The sequence below is a fragment of the Undibacterium sp. FT79W genome (assembly GCF_014284215.1).
In the GTDB taxonomy this organism is placed as follows: domain Bacteria; phylum Pseudomonadota; class Gammaproteobacteria; order Burkholderiales; family Burkholderiaceae_D; genus Undibacterium; species Undibacterium aquatile.
On record NZ_JACOGB010000004.1, the window covers coordinates 24,510 to 44,577 of the forward strand.

Below are 20,068 nucleotides of genomic sequence, written 5' to 3' on the forward strand. Positions count from 1 at the left end.
AACATCAGAACGAGACCAGGTATGTTACTTACAGCAGAACACGAAATGATCCGCGATGCGATACGCGCATTTGCACAGGAAAAACTGGTGCCGAATGCGGCGCGCTGGGACAAGGAACACCATTTTCCGGCAGCAGAATTAAAAGAACTGGCGCAGATGGGCGCGTATGGCGTTGCGGTGCCGGAAGAATTCGGCGGTGCCGGGATGGATTACCTGTCGCTGGCGCTGGTGCTGGAAGAAATCGCCGCCGGCGATGGCGGTACATCGACGGTTGTGTCCGTGAACAACTGCCCGGTCTGCAGTATCGCGATGATGTATGCGAATGATGCGCAGAAACAGCAATGGCTGCGGCCGCTCGCACAAGGTGAGATGTTGGGTGCGTTCTGCCTGACCGAGCCGCATGCAGGCAGCGATGCGTCTGATCTGAAAACCACCGCCCGTCGCGAAGGCAATGACTATGTGCTGAATGGCGTCAAGCAATTCATCACCAGCGGCAAGCATGCAGATGTCGCCATCGTTATGGCCGTGACGGATAAAGCTGCGGGTAAAAAAGGCATCAGCGCATTTTGGGTGCCGACGAAAACGCCGGGTTACATCGTTGCCGGGCTCGAAAATAAAATGGGTCAGCATTCTTCCGATACCGCGCAAATCCTGTTTGAGAATTGCCGTATCCCTGCTGAAAATCTGATTGGCGAAGAAGGCATGGGCTACAAAATCGCCTTGTCCGGACTCGAAGGTGGCCGCATCGGAATCGCATCACAATCGGTAGGCATGGCGCGCGCCGCGTTTGAAGCCGCTCTGGCCTATGCCAAAGACCGCAGCAGCTTTGGTAAATCAATTTACGAACATCAGGCAGTGCAATTCAAACTGGCGGACATGGCAACCCAGATCGAAGCCGCACGTCAGCTGATCTGGCATGCAGCGAGTATGAAAGATGCTGGTAAGCCTTGCCTGAAAGAAGCGGCGATGGCGAAATTGTTTGCGTCTGAAATGGCAGAAAAAGTCTGCTCCGATGCGATACAGATACACGGCGGTTACGGCTACGTCAGTGATTTTCCGGTGGAGCGGATTTATCGCGATGTGCGCGTATGCCAGATTTACGAAGGCACCTCAGAGATACAGAAAATCCTGATCAGCCGCGCGCTGGCCTGAGCGTACACCTTGTCAACAGCTTCCTGCATTTTCAAAAGGACACCGTGATGAAAGCACCCGTGGAATTCTGGTTTGATTTTGTTTCGCCGTATGCGTATATCGCTGCGCAATCCATAGAACAGCTGGCCGCCAGACATGGGCGTGAAGTGAGCTGGAAACCGATGTTGCTGGGTGCCGTATTCAAAGTGACCGGCTCCAGTCCGCTGACCATGCGGCCGCCGCAAATGGCGGACTATTTCAAGCATGATTTTTTGCGCTCTGCGCGTTATGCAGGAGTGCCGTTTGTTTTGCCGGAACTGTTTCCTATCGCAACCCAGAATACCTCACGGGTCTGCCTGTGGCTGCAAGACACTGCACCGCAGCGTGTCGGTGAATTCGTGCGTCAGGTCACACGTGCATATTTCTCCGGACCGGCGGCATTGAATGACACCGGCTGGCTGGCGGCGCAGATAGCGGCGATGGGGCTGGACGGTGCCGCCGCAGCGGCTGCCTGCGAAGATACTCATTACAAGCAGGCACTGAAAGCGCAATGCGAACAGGCGATAGAAAAAGGCATCTTTGGTGCACCGTGGATCATCGTTGATGGTGAATCGTTTTGGGGCAATGACCGCTTGCCGCAAGTCGAACAATGGCTGGCGCAAGGTGGCTTTTAATTAGCATCTTCCAGATAAAAGATCGGATTCATCAAAACATAACAGGTCAGCAAACGCAGAATTTTTCTGCGTCATGAGGAGAACAGCATGTTAAAAAAAGGCTATCAGCAGTTGGTAGACGAAGCGTACGCACAGATTAAGACTTACAGCGTCGCCGAAGCGCTGACGAAGCTGGACAAAGGCGACGTGCAATTCATTGATGTGCGCGACATCCGTGAGCTTGAGCGCGAAGGCGTGATCGTTGGCGCATTCCACGCGCCGCGCGGCATGATCGAATTCTGGGTCGATCCGGATTCACCTTACTTCCGTCCTGTTTTTGGTGAGAACAAAGAATTTATTTTATTTTGTGCCGCAGGCTGGCGCAGCGCCCTGACCACCAAGACTTTGATGGATATGGGTCTGGAAAATGTTGCCCATATCGAAGGTGGCTTTACTGCCTGGAAAGCCGCGGGCGCACCTACTGTTGCCAAGGAAATCAAGAAAGTTGTATGAGTCGTCAAGAGCAAAAAAATGCTAGCCCGTGTCCCTGTGGTTCAGCAAAAAAGTATGAACAATGCTGCGGCGTGTATATCAGCGGTACTGCCGCCGCACCAACCGCAGAAGCGCTGATGCGCTCACGTTACAGCGCGTATACGCGCAATGATGAAGCCTATCTGCGCGCGACCTGGGATGAACGTACTTGTCCGTCAGAGCGCATCACCCATGATGATCCGACCAACTGGCTGGGGCTGGAAGTCAGGAAACATCAGCAGGACGGCGATCAGGCCATCGTGGAATTTGTCGCCCGCTACAAAATTGCAGGTAAAGCGCACCGCCTGCACGAAGTCAGTCGTTTTGTGAAATATGACGGCAAATGGTTGTATGTCGATGGCAGCTTTCCTCAAAAATAAATCAATACCGGAATCCAAATAATGACAATCCTAGAATCCAAACTGAGCCCACGTTCTGATGATTTCAAAGTCAACGCCGCAGCAATGCAGGCGGTGGTGGATGATCTGAAAGCCAAAATAGAAAAAATCGCGCTGGGTGGCGGAGACGAAGCGCGCAGCAAACATCTGGCACGCGGCAAACTGTTGCCGCGTGACCGCGTGCAAATGCTGCTGGATGCCGGCACACCGTTTCTGGAATTTTCCCAGCTTGCGGCCTACGACATGTACAAAGAAAAAAGCGGTAATGATGCGGCGCCGTCGGCTGGTGTGATTACCGGCATCGGCCGCGTGGCAGGGCAGGAATGCGTGATCGTCTGTAATGATGCGACCGTCAAGGGCGGCACTTACTATCCGCTGACCGTCAAAAAACATCTGCGTGCACAAGAGATTGCTGAGCAAAATAATCTGCCATGTATTTATCTGGTCGATAGCGGCGGCGCGAATCTGCCGAATCAGGATGATGTTTTTCCCGATCGCGATCACTTCGGTCGTATCTTCTACAATCAGGCAACGATGTCGGCCAAGGGTATACCGCAAATCGCGGTGGTGATGGGTTCTTGTACTGCTGGCGGCGCGTATGTGCCGGCGATGAGTGACGAATCCATTATCGTTAAAAATCAGGGCACGATTTTTCTCGGCGGCCCGCCTTTGGTGAAAGCTGCGACTGGCGAAGTGGTTAGCGCCGAAGACCTTGGTGGTGGTGATGTGCATACGCGTTTGTCGGGCGTGGTCGATCATCTGGCACAAAACGATACCCATGCGCTGTCGCTGGCGCGTACCATCGTCTCGAATCTGAACCGCCAGAAGCCACAAACCGTGGTGCTGAAAGAAGTGGAAGAACCGAAGTATCCGGCCAGCGAATTGTATGGTGTGATTCCGGTTGATACGCGCAAGCCTTTCGATGTGCGTGAAGTGATTGCGCGGATTGTCGATGGCAGCCATTTCGACGAATTCAAAGCGCGTTATGGCACGACTTTAGTCTGCGGCTTTGCGCATATTCATGGCATGCCGGTCGGCATCATTGCGAATAACGGTATTTTGTTTTCTGAGTCTGCATTAAAAGGCACGCACTTCATTGAACTGTGCTGCCAGCGCAAAATCCCGCTGGTATTTTTGCAGAACATCACCGGCTTCATGGTCGGGCGCAAATACGAAAACGAAGGCATCGCGCGTAACGGCGCGAAGATGGTGACGGCGGTTGCAACGGCGAATGTGCCGAAATTTACGGTGATTATCGGTGGCAGTTTTGGTGCTGGCAATTACGGTATGTGCGGCCGCGCTTTCTCGCCACGCTTTATGTGGATGTGGCCGAATGCGCGCATCAGCGTCATGGGTGGCGAGCAGGCCGCCAGCGTACTGGCGACCGTTAAACGCGATGGCATAGAAGGCAAAGGCGGTAGCTGGAGTGCCGACGAAGAAGCCGCGTTCAAACAACCGATCAAAGAGCAATACGAACATCAGGGGCACCCGTATTACGCCTCCGCCCGTTTGTGGGATGACGGCGTGATCGACCCTGCCGATACCCGCATGGTGCTGGGGCTGGGCTTGAGCGCCGCGCTGAATGCGCCGATTCCGGATGTGAAGTTTGGTTTGTTCAGGATGTAAGTTATATGAAACGCTATGCGCTGATTAGCGTATTCATGCTGGCTGCAAGTTCGGGAATTGCCCGGGCAGAGGAGCAATTATCCACAGCTTTAAATGAATCGGTGATTAAGCTTCCTACCACCGTTAGTAACATATTTAATCAGGTGATTACTAAGGACATGGTCGTGACCCAGTTTCGGCCCCATGGTGAAGGACCGTTTCCGATCGCAATTTTATTGCATGGACGTAGTTATAAAGATCGCTCTAAACCAGGCCGCGAACGTTTTTTGCAGGCCACGAAATATTTTGTTAACCGAGGTTTTGCCGTTTGGGTACCGACACGTCTTGGATATGGTGAGTCAGGAACTGAGCCTGATCCTGAATACTCGGGGACTTGTTCGGGTAAAAAATATATACCTGCATATGAGGTTGCGGCAAGCAGTACGCTTGATGTGATCGCCTACGCAAAGCAGCAAAGTTATGTCGATCCGGCGCGTATTGTCGTTCTTGGGCAATCCTATGGTGGTACGACCGCTATCACGCTCGCTGCGAAGAATCCATCAGGTCTGATCGCCACTATTAATTTTGCTGGCGGTGGTGGTGGCAATCCCGAGACGCAGCCAAATGAGCCATGCCGTCCTGATTTATTGAAAGAGATGTTCGGGCTTTACGGCAAAACTGCAAAGGTGCCCAGTCTGTGGATTTATACCGAGAACGATAAATATTTTGGTCCTGTTTATCCTAAGCAATGGTTTGCAGAATTTCAAAAACAATCTCCTGTCAGTCAGCTTGCCGAATACCGGGCTATGCCTGCGTTTGGCGATAATGGACACTTCTTTTTCTCGCGAGGGTTTTCTATCTGGCGGCCTGTTGTTGACGAATTTTTGCGTCGCCAAGGCGTTCCCATTCCGCACACTCCCGGAAGTTTTCAAGACACAGGTTTTGCAAATATCCATGAGCCTGCCAGCTTACCTGTCAACAAAGCTGAAATACGGGAGCGCTACGTGAAATTTCTAGATTTAGACCTTCCGCGTGCCTTTGTTTTGGATGCTGCCGGTGAATTTGCCGGATATGCAGGAGGAATGCCCGATGCGCTGGAAAAAGCAATGGCGATTTGTAAAAAACGTGCGCAAAAGGAATGCTTGGCTTATGCGGTGGATGATAAGGTTGTCTGGAAAAATCTAATATCAGAGAACACTAAGGAGCAGTTACTCCGGTGATTTTTCAGATCGTCAAAAAACTCAATGAGAAAATCCTCATAACGATGGCCAACTATTCGTAAGGAAGTGCAGTATGCAAACCCTGAGTCTCACTATTCAACACGCGGTTGCCACCGTGACCCTGAATCGTCCCGATGTGCGCAATGCATTCAATGAAACCACGATTGCTGAAATCACGCAGGTGTTTCAGGCACTCGATGCGGACGCGGGTGTGCGTGCGATTGTGCTGGCAGCGAATGGCCCGGCGTTTTGTGCTGGTGCTGATCTGAACTGGATGAAAAAGATGGCGGATTACACGCATGCCGAAAATCTTGCCGATGCTGCTCAGCTGGCGGCGATGCTGGCAGCGATCTACCGTTGCAGCAAGCCGGTGGTGGCAAAAGTGCAGGGCGATTGCTATGCCGGTGGCATGGGGCTGGTGGCCGCATGCGATATTGCGGTCAGTGTGGATGGCGCGAATTACTGCCTCAGTGAAGTGAAGCTGGGTTTGATTCCGGCGACGATTTCGCCGTATGTAATCAAGGCCATGGGTGAGAGTGCAGCGCGCCGTTACTTCATCACGGCAGAGCGTTTCAGCGCGACAGAGGCGCATCGTATTGGCTTCGTGCATGAAGTGGTGAGCGCTGACATGCTCGATAGCAAAGTGGCAGAGATCGTCAAGGCGCTGGTATCGAACAGCCCGCATGCCGTGCGTCAGGCCAAGCGTCTGGTACAGGACGTCGCCAGCCGTGAGCTGACGCCTGAACTGATCGCGGCGACGGTGGAAGGGATTGCGCAAATACGCGCGTCTGATGAAGGGCGCGAGGGTGTGCGCTCTTTCCTGGAAAAACGCAAACCGGAGTGGTTAGTATGAAAAAGCGCACCTTATTAACGGGCGCCGTCGCAGTGACGGCGCTGGCAGCAGCAGGTCTGGCGACGTACCGCAAATCGACCGTAGAAATCACATCGGTAGAGCGTATGCTGACCCTGTTAGACAGCCTGAAGTCACGGCAGTTAGCCGCCAAAAGCGGCTGGTCGCCGTACAAGGTGTTTGTGCATCTGGCGCAGAGCATACAGTATTCGATGAGCGGCTATCCTGAGTTGAAATCAGAAGTATTTCAGCACACGGCGGGCAGTGCGGCTTTTTACGCATTCTCAGTTGCCGGTGCGATGCGCCACAATCTGACCGAGCCTATTCCCGGCGCCCCGGCTATTGCTGACGAGGGCAATGTGAATGAGGCGATTGATCTGGTGATCGCTGCCCTGCAGCAGTTTCAGGCATATCGTGGTCAGCTGCAACCGCACTTCGCGTATGGCTTGCTGAGTAAGACTGAATTCGCGCATGCGCATGTGATGCATATTGAAAACCATCTGCTGGAAATGCAGACCTGACCTGATTAGTGGCAGATACGGCAGGTGCATCGACTTGCAACAATGGCTGTAATGGCTGTGATGGCTGGATTGGCTGCATTCTCCGCTCAACGTGCGGCTTTCAGGCGGTAATAGCATGGTTTTTTTGAAAACTTTCAATACAGATGCCCAGTATTTATGCGGCTTGCGAAATTAAATTAGCTGGAAATGCCCGTAAAATGTGCGGGTTTTAAAAGTAGTCTGGAGCAAGTTTGAATTTCAACACACAAAATGATTGGGTCGCACGCAGCCTGCAACATGTATGGCATCCGTGTACCCAGATGCAGCACCATGAAACGGTGCCCCTGATTCCGGTCAGTCACGGGCGCGGTGCATGGTTGTACGATATGGATGGCAAGCGGTATCTGGATGCCATCAGCTCATGGTGGGTGAATCTGTTTGGTCACGCCAATCCACGCATCAATGCTGCACTCAAGGATCAGCTCGATCAGCTGGAACACGCGATGCTGGCGGGTTTTACGCATACGCCCGTCATTGAATTATCAGAAAAATTAGCCGCAATGACCGACCACCAGCTTGGTCATTGCTTTTACGCCTCCGATGGTGCGTCGGCGGTCGAGATTGCGCTGAAGATGAGTTTTCATTCGTGGCGTAACCGCGAGCAGACCGACAAACAGGAATTCATCTGCATCCAAGGCAGCTATCACGGCGAAACCATCGGTGCGCTGGCGGTCACTGATGTCAGCCTGTTCCGCGAAGCGTATGGCCCTATGTTGCAACGGGCGCATGTGGTCGCTTCGCCGGATGCACGTCTGGCGCAGGAAGGCGAAAGCGCTGCCGATGTGGCATTGCGTGCCGCCGCCGATCTGGAACGTGTGTTGCAGCAGCGCGAAGGCAAGATTGCCGCAGTGATTATCGAGCCGCTGGTGCAATGTGCGACTGGCATGGCGATGCACGATCCTGTGTATCTGCGCCGTTTGCGCGAGTTGTGCGATCAATACCATGTGCATCTGATCGCCGATGAAATTGCGGTGGGTTGTGGCCGCAGCGGCACTTTCTTTGCCTGTGAATCGGCACAGATCTGGCCTGATTTTTTATGTCTGTCGAAAGGCATCAGCGGCGGTTATCTGCCCTTGAGTCTGGTGATGACGACCGATACGGTCTATCAGTCATTTTACGATGCCGATGTACGGCGTGGCTTTTTGCACTCGCATTCGTACACCGGCAATCCGCTTGCCTGCCGTGCGGCACTGGCGACGCTGGCAATTTTTGCAGAGGACGATGTGCTGGCGCAGAACCGCCGCAAAGCACAGTTGTTTGCAGACGCGTTTGCACCATTGCGCGATGATCCGCGTGTGCGGCATGTGCGCCAGCAAGGGATGATTTTTGCGTTTGATGCGATTGTCGATGACGCTGAAAAAGCCGCGACATTTTCGCGCCGTTTTTTCAGCGCCGCCTTGCAGCAGGAATTATTGATGCGCCCGATAGGACGCAGTGTCTATCTGATGCCGCCGTATATTCTGAGCGATGATGAAATCGCTTTGCTGGCGCAGAAGACCATGAAAGTATTTGAAGAGGTTATGGCATGAGTGGCATCAGTAGTAATCAAAGTAATCAACATCCGGAGAGTAAAAATCCGGTGCATCAGAGTAATGAAAAGAGCGGTAATCTGCGGATTGCTGCTGCCAGAATGCCGCTGTTGCAAACCCTGCGTGACGACCTTGATGTGCTGGAAGCACAGCATCTGATCCGTCGTCGCCGCACCGTAGAAACGCCATGCGCACCGAATGTGCGTGCCGATGGCAAAGAGTATGTCGCCTTTTGCAGCAATGATTATCTGGGGCTGGCGGCGCATCCCTTAGTCACACAGGCATTGCAAAAAGGTGTCAGTCTGTATGGAGCCGGAAGTGGCGCATCCCATCTGATCAGCGGTCACAGTCGCGCTCATGCGAATCTGGAACAGAAGCTGGCAGAATTCATGGCACCGAATATCGATCAGGCGCGCGCTTTGTATTTCTGTACCGGTTACATGGCGAATCAGGCCGTGATCACCGCACTGACAGGCAAAGATGCCGCCGTGTTTTCAGAAGAACTGAACCACGCTTCGCTGATCGATGGTGTGCGTTTATCGCGCGCCGCAACCCAGGTTTTTGCGCACCGCGATTACGCCGCGCTGGAAACTATGCTGAAAAATTGCACCAGCAAAAAACGTATCGTCGTCACCGACAGCGTTTTCAGTATGGATGGCAATATCGCCGATATTCCTGCCTTGCTGGCTTTATGTGAGCAATACGATGCGTGGCTGATTGTCGATGATGCGCACGGCTTTGGTGTGCTGGGCGAACATGGTCGCGGTGTGTTTGAACATTTCAATCTGCGTTCACCGAATCTGGTGTACATGGGCACGCTGGGTAAAGCCGCCGGTGTCGGTGGCGCGTTTGTCGCTGCGCATGAAACCGTGATCGAATGGTTGATACAAAAAGCCCGTGCCTATATTTTCACCACTGCCGCCGCGCCCGCGCTGGCGCATGCGCTGCTCACCAGCATCGATATTATTGCCGGTGAAGAAGGGCAGCAAAGACGCGCGCATTTGAACAAACTCATACAGATGTTCCGCCACGGACAGGATTTAAAAGTCTGGCAAGGTATGCCGTCCGACACCGCGATTCAACCGGTTGTCATCGGCAAAAACGATGCGATGCTGGCCGTTGCTGGCAACTTGCTGGATCAGGGTTATTGGGTCGGGGCGATACGCCCGCCAACTGTGCCTTTGGATACAGCACGTTTGCGCGTGACCTTATCCGCTGCACATACGGAAGTGCAGGTGCTGCAACTGGTGCAGGCGATTAACCGTCTGGATCAGATGCATTATGTGGCGCAGTGTTTTGCGGAGGTAGCCTGATGTCTGCGTTGCGTCCGCACGATTATTTTGTGACCGGTACTGACACCGAAATCGGCAAGACGCTGGTCAGTAGTGCTTTGCTGCTGGCCTTGTCACAACGCGGTGTACGCAGCCTGGGGATGAAACCCATCGCTGCTGGTGCAGTATTACAAGATGGCGTCTGGCATAACGATGATGTCGATAGTCTGGTGCAGGCGTCTGACGTAAAAGCGCCGCAACACATCGTTTGTCCGTATCTGATGCAGACCCCGGCAGCACCGCACATCGTGGCGCGGCAAGAGCAGGTCCGTATTTCGCTGCCGCAGATTGTGGATGCGTATCAGCAGGCAATGCAGCTCGCTGATGCGGTGATCGTCGAAGGTGTCGGTGGTTTCTGCGTACCGCTGGATGACCGCCACGACACTGCCGACATGGCGCAGGTATTGAATCTACCGGTGATCATGGTAGTTGGCATACGCCTCGGTTGTATCAACCATGCTTTACTGACGGCGCAGGCGATTACAGCGCGCGGGCTGCGACTGGCGGGCTGGGTCGCTAATATCGTCGATACACAAATGCTGTATCCCGACGAAAATATCGCCGCATTACGTGATCGTTTGACAGCGCCGCTGCTGGGATGTATTCCGCGTCTGAACCTTGAGGATACGCAGAAGGCAAAAGCTGCCGCCGCGCATCTTGATCTGAATTTTTTGAAGTGAAGGAAGTTTTATGCAAGCCAATGACACTCAGCAACACGCCGTACAGTTTCAAGCGCCCGTCAAAAAAATCGAAGCCGAAACCTGGCCGGTCGATGATGTGCTGGCGCTGTTTGATCTGCCATTCAACGATCTGATGTTCAAAGCACAGACCGCCCATCGCGCCAATTTCCCGGATGGCGATGTCGAGCTGGCGACGCTGCTGTCGATCAAGACCGGCGGCTGCGAAGAAGATTGCGGCTACTGCCCGCAAGCCGCGCGTTACGACACTGGCGTCGAAGCCAAAAAAATGCTGGATGTGCGCGAAGTGTTGGACGCTGCCAAAGCGGCGCGTGAAAACGGCGCGACCCGTTTCTGCATGGGCGCAGCATGGCGCTCGCCAAAAGACCGCGACATGGAAAAAGTCGAAACCATGGTGCGCGAAGTCAAAGCCATGGGTCTGGAAACCTGCGCCACGCTGGGCATGTTGAAAGAAGAACAGGCACAACGTCTGGCTGATGCCGGTCTCGATTACTACAACCACAATCTCGATACCGCGCCGGAGTTTTACAGCAATGTGATTTCCACGCGCGACTATCAGGATAGACTCGATACGCTGGGTCATGTGCGCACCGCTGGCCTGAAAGTCTGCTGCGGCGGCATCGTCGGTATGGGCGAATCACGCCGTCAACGCGCTGGCCTGATTGCGCAACTGGCGAATCTGAATCCGTATCCGGAATCAGTGCCGGTCAATCATCTGGTGCAGGTTGAGGGAACGCCTTTGCACGGGCTAGATCCGCTGGATCCACTGGAATTTGTCCGCACGATTGCGGTTGCCCGCATCACCATGCCGAAAGCGCGCGTGCGCTTGTCCGCAGGCCGCCGTCAGATGGGCGAAGCGGTGCAGGCGATGTGCTTCCTCGCTGGCGCGAATTCGATTTTCTACGGCGATAAATTGCTGACGACAGAAAATCCGGAAGCCGCCGATGATCGCGTCTTGCTGGATAAATTAGGTTTGAAAACCCGTGGCAAAGTCGAAGCAAAAGCGGGTAGCTGCAGTTAAATCATTTCAAAAAAAGAGCCGATACACGCTGTAAAACATGCTCCCGCCTGTCTGACAGGCTTGTATCTGCTACTCCAAAAAATAAGGACAACGAGACATGTTCACCAAAATCCTGATCGCCAATCGCGGCGAAATCGCCTGCCGTGTCGCTGCTACTGCACGCCGCATGGGTATCAAAACCGTCGCCGTTTATTCGGAAGCCGACGCCAATGCCAAGCATGTGACTGTCTGCGATGAAGCGGTGCTGATCGGTCCGGCTGCCGCCAAAGAAAGCTATCTGTGTGCTGACAAAATCATCGCAGTGGCGCTGGCGACCGGCGCACAGGCGATACATCCGGGTTATGGTTTCTTGTCTGAAAACAGTGAATTCGCCGAAGCCTGCGCCAAAAACGGCATCGCCTTCATCGGCCCGCCAGCCTCTGCAATTCAAGCGATGGGCAGCAAATCTGCGGCGAAATCGCTGATGGAAAAAGCCAATGTGCCGCTGGTGCCTGGCTATCACGGCGATAATCAGGATGCCGATTTTTTGCAGAACGAAGCCGACCGCATCGGTTATCCGGTGTTGCTGAAAGCCAGCGCCGGTGGCGGTGGCAAAGGCATGCGTGTAATCGAACACAGCAAGGATTTTAAAGAGGCGCTGGCATCGTGCAAACGCGAAGCGATCAATTCTTTTGGTGACGATAAAGTGCTGGCAGAAAAATATCTGCAACGTCCGCGCCATATCGAAATTCAGGTGTTTGCCGATACGCATGGCAATTGCGTCTATCTGTTTGAACGCGATTGCTCGGTGCAACGTCGCCATCAAAAAGTATTAGAAGAAGCACCGGCACCCGGCATGACGCCAGAGCGCCGCGCAGCAATGGGCGAAGCGGCTGTCGCCGCCGCGAAAGCAGTGGGTTATGTTGGCGCGGGCACGGTCGAATTTATTGCAAATCAGGATGGTTCTTTCTACTTCATGGAAATGAATACGCGCTTGCAGGTCGAACATCCGGTCACAGAAATGATCACCGGCACCGATCTGGTGGAGTGGCAATTGCGCGTGGCAGCAGGTGAAGCCTTGCCGCTGCAACAGGAACAATTACAGATACACGGCCATGCGATTGAAGCGCGTGTGTATGCTGAAAATCCGGAAAAAGGTTTCCTGCCATCGATAGGCACTTTGCGTCATGCACGTACCCCGGCGGCAGTGAATTTTGAACTTGGCGGCAGCGCAGAACCAGCGGCTTTCCGCATTGACAGCGGCGTGCGCGAGGGCGATACGATTTCGCCTTTCTATGATCCTATGATCGCCAAAATGATCGTCTGGGGCAAAGACCGCACCGAAGCATTGGCGCGCATGGCGCAGGCTTTATCGCAATATCAGATCGTTGGCTTATCATCGAATATCGCCTTCCTGTCGCGCCTGATACACAGCGACGCCTTTGCCAATGCCGATCTGGATACCGGCCTGATTGCGCGTAACGAAGCACAACTGTTCCCGCCAGCCCAACCAGCATCGGTGGATGTGGTCGCATTGGCTGTCGTGTCGCTGTTGCTGTCTGAAAAATCCGGCGGCAGTGACCCGTGGCAGAGCAGCCACGGCTGGCGCATGAACAGCCTGATGCAGCGCGCCTTGCAATTTGCTGAAGAACATCACCAGCACAGCGTACAGATCACGTATCTGGCCGATGGCTGGAAATTACGCACCGATAGTGGTGCGGTAGAGATCAAGCTCGCGTCGGCGAGTGGCAGCGGCGGCAACGATCTGGTATTGAAAATCGCCGACCGCACCGTCAGCGGCACCGTCGTGCGCGATGGTGAACATTTCCACATCTTCAGCCAGGGTGTGCATACCGATCTGCATTACAGCGATGCCCTTGCTCATGCCGGTGAAACCGAAGCCGAAGGCGGCCGCCTGACCGCACCGATGCCGGGCAAGATTGTCGCGGTGTTGGTAACCAAAGCACAGGAAGTCAAAAAAGGCGACGCGCTGCTGATCATGGAAGCCATGAAAATGGAACACACGATCTCCGCCCCGCACGATGGCGTAATCGACGATGTGCTGTACGCGATCGGCGATCAGGTCACCGAAGGCGCACAATTACTGGCGTTTGCGCAGTAAGAGCGAAGATAGAATTTGCAGTCAGAACCCTTATCCCGCACGCGGGAGAAGGGCAGGGATGAGGGCGCTGGATAAGCCGTGTAATGATTAACGGCGTTGCCCTCACCCCCAGCCCCTCTCCCGCCAGCGGGCGAGGGGAGTAAAAAATAGTGTTTGCCGCAGGTGCACAGTTGCTGGCGTTCGCTCAGTAAGAGCGAAAATAGAACAAGCAGTCAGAACCCTTCTCCCGCATGCGGGAGAAGGGCAGGGATGAGGGCGCTGGATTAGCCGTGGAATGATCAACGGCGTTGCCCTCACCCCCAGCCCCTCTCCCACCAGTGGGCGAGGGGAGTAAAAAGCAGCGTTTGCCGCAGGCGCAGAATGAAGGCGTTTGCGCAGTAAGCGCGAAAATAGAATGAGCAGTCAGAACCCTTCTCCCGCACGCGGGAGAAGGGCAGGGATGAGGGCGCTGGATCAGTCGTGGAATGATCAACGGCGTTCCCCTCCCCCCCAGCCCCTCTCCCACCAGTGGGCGAGGGGAGTAAAAAGCAGCGTTTGCCGTAGGCGCACAGTTATTGGCATTTGCGCAGTAAGCGCGAAGATAGAATGAGCAGTCAGAACCCTTCTCCCGCGCGCGGGAGAAGGGCAGGGATGAGGGCGCTGGATCAGCCGTGTAATGATCAACGGCATTGCCCTCACCCCCAGCCCCTCTCCCGCCAGTGGGAGAGGGGAGTAAAAAGCAGCCCTCTCCCAAAAGTGGGCGAGGGAAGCACAAAGCAACAACGATGCAACACAAAGCAAACTTTACCGACAGATAGTGCCGTTGAGAGTGAACAATATGCCTGACCTCTTTCCTCGTCATCCCAGCGTTGTGCCGGAAGATTTAAAGCGCTATGCCAGGACAATGCGAACGTCGATGCCGGATGCAGAGGCTTTGTTATGGAGTTTGTTACGCAACCGCCGGCTGGCGAATGCCAAGTTCCGGCGGCAACATGTGATTGCGCCTTACATCGTTGATTTTTATTGTGCAGAACACAGGCTGGTGATCGAACTCGATGGCGGGCAGCATAGCGAACAGCAAGACTACGATCAGCGGCGCGATGCATTTTTAGAACAGAAAAATATCACGGTGCTCCGTTTCTGGAATCATCAGATGCTCAATGAAACAGAGGCCGTGCTGGAAGCAATTTACCGTATGGTGTCAACCGCGATCACGCCTGCAATGCGCGTATCGCCTAAGGAATAAGCATGACTCTACTCTCTGTCAATATCAACAAAATCGCTTTACTGCGGAATTCACGCGGTCGCAATTACCCCGATGTCGATGCGTTTGCCGCGCGCTTTCTCGATCTTGGCGCGGCGGGCATCACGCTGCATCCGCGTCAGGATCAACGCCACGCACGTTATTCGGATGTCGAAAGTCTCGGTCAGTTGTGTCAACAGCGCGGTGCAGAATTGAATGTCGAAGGTTACCCGGCAACGGAATTCATGGAAGTCGTCTATCGCTATCGCCCCGCGCAATGCACGCTGGTGCCGGATGCGCCGGATCAGCTGACTTCCGATCACGGCTGGGACATGCGCAAAGATGCTGCCTTATTGCAGCCAGTGCTGGCGGGTTTGAAAGCCGCTGGCATACGCAGCAGCCTGTTTGTGGATGCCGGTATCAGCGATGCCGATCTGGCGCTGGCAAAACAAATGGGTGCCGACCGCGTCGAGTTATATACCGAGCCGTATGCCGAAACCTATGGCACAGCGCAAAACGATGCCGTGTTGCAGACTTTTGCCGACACCGCCTTGCGCGCGCAACGCGCCGGTCTGGGTGTGAATGCCGGACATGATCTGAACCTGCAAAACCTGAGCAAATTTTTGCAGATCAAAGACATACTCGAAGTCTCTATCGGCCATGCCGTGATCGTTGAAAGCCTGGAACAAGGCATGGACAATGTCACGCGCCAGTATCTCGACATCATCCGTCGCGCAGCACAGGCATAAGCGCACGCATAAGCCATCCACAGACTATGCAGGCAAAAGGAAAACAGATGAACACATCACTACCGCAACAAGTCAAAATCGTTGAAGTCGGCCCGCGTGACGGCTTGCAAAACGAAAAAGAAAGCATCCCCGCCGACATTAAAATCGAACTCGTGAATCGCCTCACTGCTGCCGGTTTTGCGAACATCGAAGCCGCCTCTTTCGTCTCGCCAAAATGGGTGCCGCAGATGGCGACGTCGGCCGAAGTCATGGCTGGCATCAGCCGCAAACCCGGCGTGATTTATTCGGTGCTGACGCCGAACATGAAAGGCTTTGAAGCCGCACTCGCTGCCGGTGCTGATGAAGTCGTGATTTTCAGTTCCGCCTCCGAAGCCTTTGCGCAAAAAAATATCAACTGCTCGATAGAAGAATCGATAGAACGTTTCCGCGATGTCGCGCTGGCGGCCAAGCAAAATAACATCCGTTTGCGCGGCTCCATCAGTTGTGCTTTCGGCTGCCCGTATCAGGGCGAAGTCGCACCTGCCAGCGTGGCCGATGTCGTCCGCCGCCTGCGCGATCTGGGCTGCGATGAAATCGACATCGCCGACACCATCGGCGTCGGCACTGCGCGCCAGGTGCAAAACGTGATGCAAGTCGTCGCACAGGAATTCCCGCTGCACAGTTTATCGGGCCATTTTCATGACACCTACGGCCAGGCGCTGGCGAATATTTACGCCAGTCTGGAAGTCGGCATCAGCATCTTCCATTCCAGCGTCGCTGGCCTCGGCGGCTGCCCTTACGCCAAAGGCGCGACCGGCAACGTCGCCACCGAAGACGTGCTGTTCCTGATGCAAGGCTTAGGCATCCACACCGGCATTGATCTGAATGCCGTGGTCGACGCCGGACAATTCATCTCCACCCACCTCGGCCGCAAAGCCGTCAGCCGCGCAGGCAATGCGATTGCGGCGAAACGGGCGGGGTGAAACAGAGAGGGTTGCTGGGTGCTTGTGGATAAGTTTAGAGCGCATCTGCAGTATGCCATTGTTCTAGCATTTGTTTCGAAACACGATCAACGTATTGCGTCGATATACCGTGCTTCTGGCCGAAGGAGACAGTTTCCTCTGCGATGTACTTGAGCAAAGAGAGCGCTTCGTCGGCAATACCGTTAAGCCTAAGAGTCAGAGCATTTAGGGCTGAATCGTGGTGGATCGCATCGCGACTATCGGCGCGAGAACGATGGACTAACCAGTTTCTTTCAGCGAGGAGCTTTTTGAATCTTTCTTCGATTTCTGGTGGAACAAGACCAGCCTTTGTGACCTGATTTAGTGTTGCTCCAAATGTCTTAGCTAGAGCCTTCTCTACAAGAACGCTGCCTTCGGAAAGACCCATGCCTTTCTTCGCCTGAGTAAGCAAGACGAAATATTGAGCGGTGACGCCCTCTAATTCTTGAAGTTGCCACAGGGCAAAGCCGACGCTCTGACTCACGGCGGCCAAGCGGTCTGCCTTCATAAGTTGATGTGTAAGATAGTTCATCTGCTCTAACGTTCAAGTTCCGGGACGCTGGGTTACCCCTTATTTTTCCATCGTGCATCAATTTCCTCACAAGCTGCCTCGATGTCGTGCATTTTTCGTTTGAAGGACTTCGGTGCAATAACAACTCGCTGAGTTGGTACATCAACCACATAGCATTTGGAATGATCGATTGCTGAGTTTTTTTCGGTACTTTCCAAATATACCCTCATCGCAGTAGCCACATATTCGGCCGCCTGAGGCGTCAATGGACTTGTCTTGGGGAAATGGAGTTTTACACAACCGACGACTTGTCCAGATTCTTGATCTTTAAGAACGGCGTCCGGCCTCATGCTGATGTCCACCCCGGCGACTTCCATATTATTGGATGAAGTAGATTCTCCCGATTCAACAAAGAGGCCTTCCAAATCCAAATCTCCTGAGGCCTCTAAGAAGTCCTCAATTGCCGAAGCGGAAGCTTGACGATCCTGTTCTACGAATTCACTTCCACCATTTGAGATTCTAAGTTCTGCCGTAGCGGATAGAATTTTTGATTCGTCGTTCATGCCAGTTGAGAGGTATTCAACTATTTCTTTTCTAGCGTCAGAGTACCTAGCTGCGATAAATGTCTTTGGCTGCTGCTGATCTTCGATGATTCTCTTTCGTCTGGAAGGTGTTGCAGTAAGATACTCACCAAGTTTATTAACACTAATTCTAGGCTTTGACATGAATAGACTCCTGTGAGAAAGGTCTAACGTGATTTAATTTTCATTTTTGAAAGATAACTGATTGTCAAAATAATTACAATTTGTTTCTATCCTTTAGAAACTCGCATGGTGCTGATTGTTTTTGCTGATACCTGATCAGTAGTAGGTATAACTGAATCGACAAAAAGTACTGATTAAATCAACTCAACACGCATCTTGTCTGCACGAGGCAAATAGCAAAAAAAGCAACCAAAGCCATCGTTTTTCATCAGACCAAAAAATCAGAATCTGACATTGCCCGGCGTAGGCGGGAACCGAGCTGCAGCGCTCTTTAAATCATGCGATTTTTGGAAAAAACAGGGGAGTATGCGCCAAAAATGCCTTAATCTCTGAATAAAACAAAGGGGTTTTAAATATACTCCACCCAGTATATTTTTAGCCTCAACGGACAAAAGAGACGCATGAAGAGGGGAAATGCCGGTCTCAGTGTTCCGGTGATGCCAGCAGTGTAGGGCGGCTTGAGCGTAGGCTAGACTTCTGTCTCCGGGCCATCTGCGCGAATCGATGCCATTAACGTCTGTGGGTCCTCAATGGACACTTTGCCAGAGAGTGCGCGGACTAAGAAATCGGATACCTTGCCGTGCAGAGTTTCGTTCCAATCTGGCTTCACTTCTTCAAACGTTCCGCCGACGTTGACAAGGCGATAGATGCGTCCGGCTCTGGAGCCGTAAACGATCACATGGCTTAACTGTTCAAGCGGGATGGCGACGCCGCCGCGACTGTCGTTTGGTCTGTCAATGTACAGCGTTTGGTTTGACACTGAGACGGCAGGTTTTCCATTCGCGCCGTAGCGTTTGTAGTCCCGATACCGCCGCCATGCAAAGGACAGTATCAAGGGAAAAAGAATAATCAGAGCGAATTGGGAGCGATAAACTGCCATCGTTAGCAACGTAGCGAGCGCGATGCCAAACCCGATCAGCTCAAGCTGAACGTTGATGGGTTGGGTGTGAAGGCTGGTGGGCGTTTCGATCATTTTCATCTTAATCGGTGCCTGTTCCAGGAAGCCTGAAGTTTGACATGAGAAGATCAGACGGCGTGCTATTCATTGCGATGGTCTGTGTGATTCTGCGTGAGCGACTTGAGTGTTTGTGCCGCAGTGAGTTGAATCGGCAGCGCAGCGAACACGAGCATGGGTGATAGAAATGCGTCCCAGAACAGCGCGCTTGCAATCGCCAGCCCTTGAATCATTCCGACGAATATCAATGCCGTCACGCACTGAATCAGCACAGCGCCCTTGCGAATGAGCACCAGACCCGCACACAGAACGACAATTAGGCTCCAACTGATGAAAGGATTGTTGACCAAGCGATACGGCGTCGTTTTGGGTCGCCACTCTATCGTGATGCCTGCAACCGGCAACAGAAGAAGCACAGTCAGCAGCACTGTTGCAGCCAGCAAGGCGGCAGAGCCGAGGTGATTGATGTGTTTCATTGTGGGCATGGTCAACATTGTTTGTGGCTTTTAACGTTGAAATTCAGCAGACCAGCCAGCGAAGCTGGCGCAGGTCGGCTGCAATGAAAGGTTAGGGCTCTGGCGGAAGGACAGGACCACAAACGCGCCGTGCTCGGACTCGCCCGAACCGACCTCCTCCCAGCCGGCACGCAGGTAGAACCTGAGAGCACCAACATTCTTGCGAACGCATTTCAATTGCCACGGCTGAGGTAGCCAGACTTGAAGCGAATTCAGCAATGCCTGCCCAACACCCAACCCTCGGGCATCCGGATGCACATAGAGATGATGAACGAAGGAGTCACCTGTCTGGACGGACACGAAGCCAGCCACCACACCCGCGTTGGCCTCTGCCACGTGAATGACCTCGCCATGAGAAACGCCCGCAAATGCGGTGTTCTGCTTCGCAGACGCTGGCAACCAGCTCGCCTCCAAGAGGCTTAGCTCATAGATCGTCTGGACTGCGGCGCAATCGTCTGCTGTTGCGGAACGGACGGCAATCATCTCTGAGAGCTCTAACGTTGAATTGTGCGGCGCGCGCACGAGTTATTAAAATATAGCGAAGCGCTAATTGGCGCGTCTGTCACGAATGTCATGTTATATGTCATTATCACCGATCAATATGCGGTGTAAATCTAGAACAACTGGGTTGCAAAATTTATTCATAGAATCTAAGGATAAACCTACCGGGAAGTCATCATAAGTAAGCCAAAAAAAGCGCCATTTAATTATGACAATCCACATTCTTTCAACCGGCGTATCAAT

The 20,068-nt window shown here is 53.4% G+C and carries 21 protein-coding genes; 16 read left to right on the plus strand and 5 right to left on the minus strand.

The genetic code is table 11. The annotated features are described in order from the left end of the window. The first annotated feature begins 21 nt into the window (after positions 1 to 21). From H8K38_RS07705 to H8K38_RS07780, 16 genes are all read left to right on the plus strand, one after another. On the plus strand, positions 22 to 1,152 hold the full coding sequence (locus H8K38_RS07705) for an acyl-CoA dehydrogenase family protein (protein WP_186884240.1): 1,131 nt from the start codon (positions 22 to 24) through the stop codon (positions 1,150 to 1,152). 47 nt (positions 1,153 to 1,199) lie between these two features. After that, positions 1,200 to 1,805, plus strand: coding sequence for a 2-hydroxychromene-2-carboxylate isomerase (locus tag H8K38_RS07710; protein ID WP_186884241.1), 606 nt, complete (start codon positions 1,200 to 1,202; stop codon positions 1,803 to 1,805). 87 nt (positions 1,806 to 1,892) lie between these two features. Then, on the plus strand, positions 1,893 to 2,297 hold the full coding sequence (locus H8K38_RS07715) for a rhodanese-like domain-containing protein (protein WP_186884242.1): 405 nt from the start codon (positions 1,893 to 1,895) through the stop codon (positions 2,295 to 2,297). Further along, a complete protein-coding gene (locus H8K38_RS07720) occupies positions 2,294 to 2,695 on the plus strand; it encodes a YchJ family protein (RefSeq protein ID WP_186884243.1) in 402 nt (133 codons plus the stop codon). Before H8K38_RS07715 ends, H8K38_RS07720 begins: the two co-directional genes overlap by 4 nt. Before the next feature lie 21 nt (positions 2,696 to 2,716). Further along, the gene (locus tag H8K38_RS07725; protein WP_186884244.1) at positions 2,717 to 4,339 is read left to right on the plus strand and encodes a carboxyl transferase domain-containing protein; all 1,623 of its coding nucleotides are present in this window, start codon (positions 2,717 to 2,719) and stop codon (positions 4,337 to 4,339) included. A gap of 5 nt (positions 4,340 to 4,344) precedes the next feature. Beyond that, positions 4,345 to 5,538 carry a dienelactone hydrolase family protein gene (locus H8K38_RS07730; protein WP_255422874.1) on the plus strand — a complete coding sequence of 398 codons (1,194 nt, stop codon included), beginning with the start codon at positions 4,345 to 4,347 and terminating at the stop codon, positions 5,536 to 5,538. Positions 5,539 to 5,611: 73 nt separating this feature from the next. After that, entirely contained in the window at positions 5,612 to 6,391 is a 780-nt protein-coding gene (locus H8K38_RS07735) for an enoyl-CoA hydratase/isomerase family protein (RefSeq protein WP_186884245.1), read from the plus strand. Further along, positions 6,388 to 6,909, plus strand: a complete 522-nt coding sequence (locus H8K38_RS07740) for a DUF1569 domain-containing protein (protein ID WP_186884246.1) — start codon at positions 6,388 to 6,390, stop codon at positions 6,907 to 6,909. The genes H8K38_RS07735 and H8K38_RS07740 overlap by 4 nt, the downstream gene beginning before the upstream one ends. A gap of 230 nt (positions 6,910 to 7,139) precedes the next feature. Then, entirely contained in the window at positions 7,140 to 8,477 is a 1,338-nt protein-coding gene (gene bioA, locus H8K38_RS07745) for an adenosylmethionine--8-amino-7-oxononanoate transaminase (RefSeq protein ID WP_186884247.1), read from the plus strand. A 101-nt stretch (positions 8,478 to 8,578) separates the two neighbouring features. After that, positions 8,579 to 9,790, plus strand: coding sequence for an 8-amino-7-oxononanoate synthase (gene bioF / locus H8K38_RS07750; protein ID WP_186884592.1), 1,212 nt, complete (start codon positions 8,579 to 8,581; stop codon positions 9,788 to 9,790). Beyond that, positions 9,790 to 10,488 carry a dethiobiotin synthase gene (bioD, locus tag H8K38_RS07755; protein ID WP_186884248.1) on the plus strand — a complete coding sequence of 233 codons (699 nt, stop codon included), beginning with the start codon at positions 9,790 to 9,792 and terminating at the stop codon, positions 10,486 to 10,488. The genes bioF and bioD overlap by 1 nt, the downstream gene beginning before the upstream one ends. Before the next feature lie 10 nt (positions 10,489 to 10,498). Further along, positions 10,499 to 11,527, plus strand: a complete 1,029-nt coding sequence (gene bioB, locus H8K38_RS07760; protein WP_186884249.1) for a biotin synthase BioB — start codon at positions 10,499 to 10,501, stop codon at positions 11,525 to 11,527. 97 nt (positions 11,528 to 11,624) lie between these two features. Then, positions 11,625 to 13,628: an acetyl/propionyl/methylcrotonyl-CoA carboxylase subunit alpha gene (locus tag H8K38_RS07765; RefSeq protein WP_186884250.1), complete on the plus strand. Its 2,004-nt coding sequence runs from the start codon at positions 11,625 to 11,627 to the stop codon at positions 13,626 to 13,628. Positions 13,629 to 14,445: 817 nt separating this feature from the next. Continuing rightward, positions 14,446 to 14,853, plus strand: coding sequence for an endonuclease domain-containing protein (locus tag H8K38_RS07770; protein ID WP_186884251.1), 408 nt, complete (start codon positions 14,446 to 14,448; stop codon positions 14,851 to 14,853). 2 nt (positions 14,854 to 14,855) lie between these two features. Beyond that, a complete protein-coding gene (locus H8K38_RS07775; protein ID WP_186884252.1) occupies positions 14,856 to 15,599 on the plus strand; it encodes a pyridoxine 5'-phosphate synthase in 744 nt (247 codons plus the stop codon). A gap of 47 nt (positions 15,600 to 15,646) precedes the next feature. Then, positions 15,647 to 16,561 carry a hydroxymethylglutaryl-CoA lyase gene (locus H8K38_RS07780; protein WP_186884253.1) on the plus strand — a complete coding sequence of 305 codons (915 nt, stop codon included), beginning with the start codon at positions 15,647 to 15,649 and terminating at the stop codon, positions 16,559 to 16,561. 34 nt (positions 16,562 to 16,595) lie between these two features. On the opposite strand, the gene H8K38_RS07785 is transcribed toward H8K38_RS07780, so the two are convergent. The 5 genes from H8K38_RS07785 to H8K38_RS07805 all read right to left on the minus strand — a co-directional run bounded on the left by H8K38_RS07785 (position 16,596) and on the right by H8K38_RS07805 (position 19,807). Next, the gene (locus H8K38_RS07785; RefSeq protein WP_222610799.1) at positions 16,596 to 17,111 is read right to left on the minus strand and encodes a hypothetical protein; all 516 of its coding nucleotides are present in this window, start codon (positions 17,109 to 17,111) and stop codon (positions 16,596 to 16,598) included. Positions 17,112 to 17,143: 32 nt separating this feature from the next. Further along, a complete protein-coding gene (locus tag H8K38_RS07790) occupies positions 17,144 to 17,815 on the minus strand; it encodes a hypothetical protein (protein WP_186884254.1) in 672 nt (223 codons plus the stop codon). A gap of 508 nt (positions 17,816 to 18,323) precedes the next feature. Continuing rightward, positions 18,324 to 18,833: a hypothetical protein gene (locus H8K38_RS07795; protein WP_186884255.1), complete on the minus strand. Its 510-nt coding sequence runs from the start codon at positions 18,831 to 18,833 to the stop codon at positions 18,324 to 18,326. Between the two features lie 59 nt (positions 18,834 to 18,892). Continuing rightward, the gene (locus H8K38_RS07800) at positions 18,893 to 19,294 is read right to left on the minus strand and encodes a hypothetical protein (protein ID WP_186884256.1); all 402 of its coding nucleotides are present in this window, start codon (positions 19,292 to 19,294) and stop codon (positions 18,893 to 18,895) included. 21 nt (positions 19,295 to 19,315) lie between these two features. Continuing rightward, positions 19,316 to 19,807 carry a GNAT family N-acetyltransferase gene (locus H8K38_RS07805; protein ID WP_186884257.1) on the minus strand — a complete coding sequence of 164 codons (492 nt, stop codon included), beginning with the start codon at positions 19,805 to 19,807 and terminating at the stop codon, positions 19,316 to 19,318. Positions 19,808 to 20,068 lie beyond the last annotated feature (261 nt).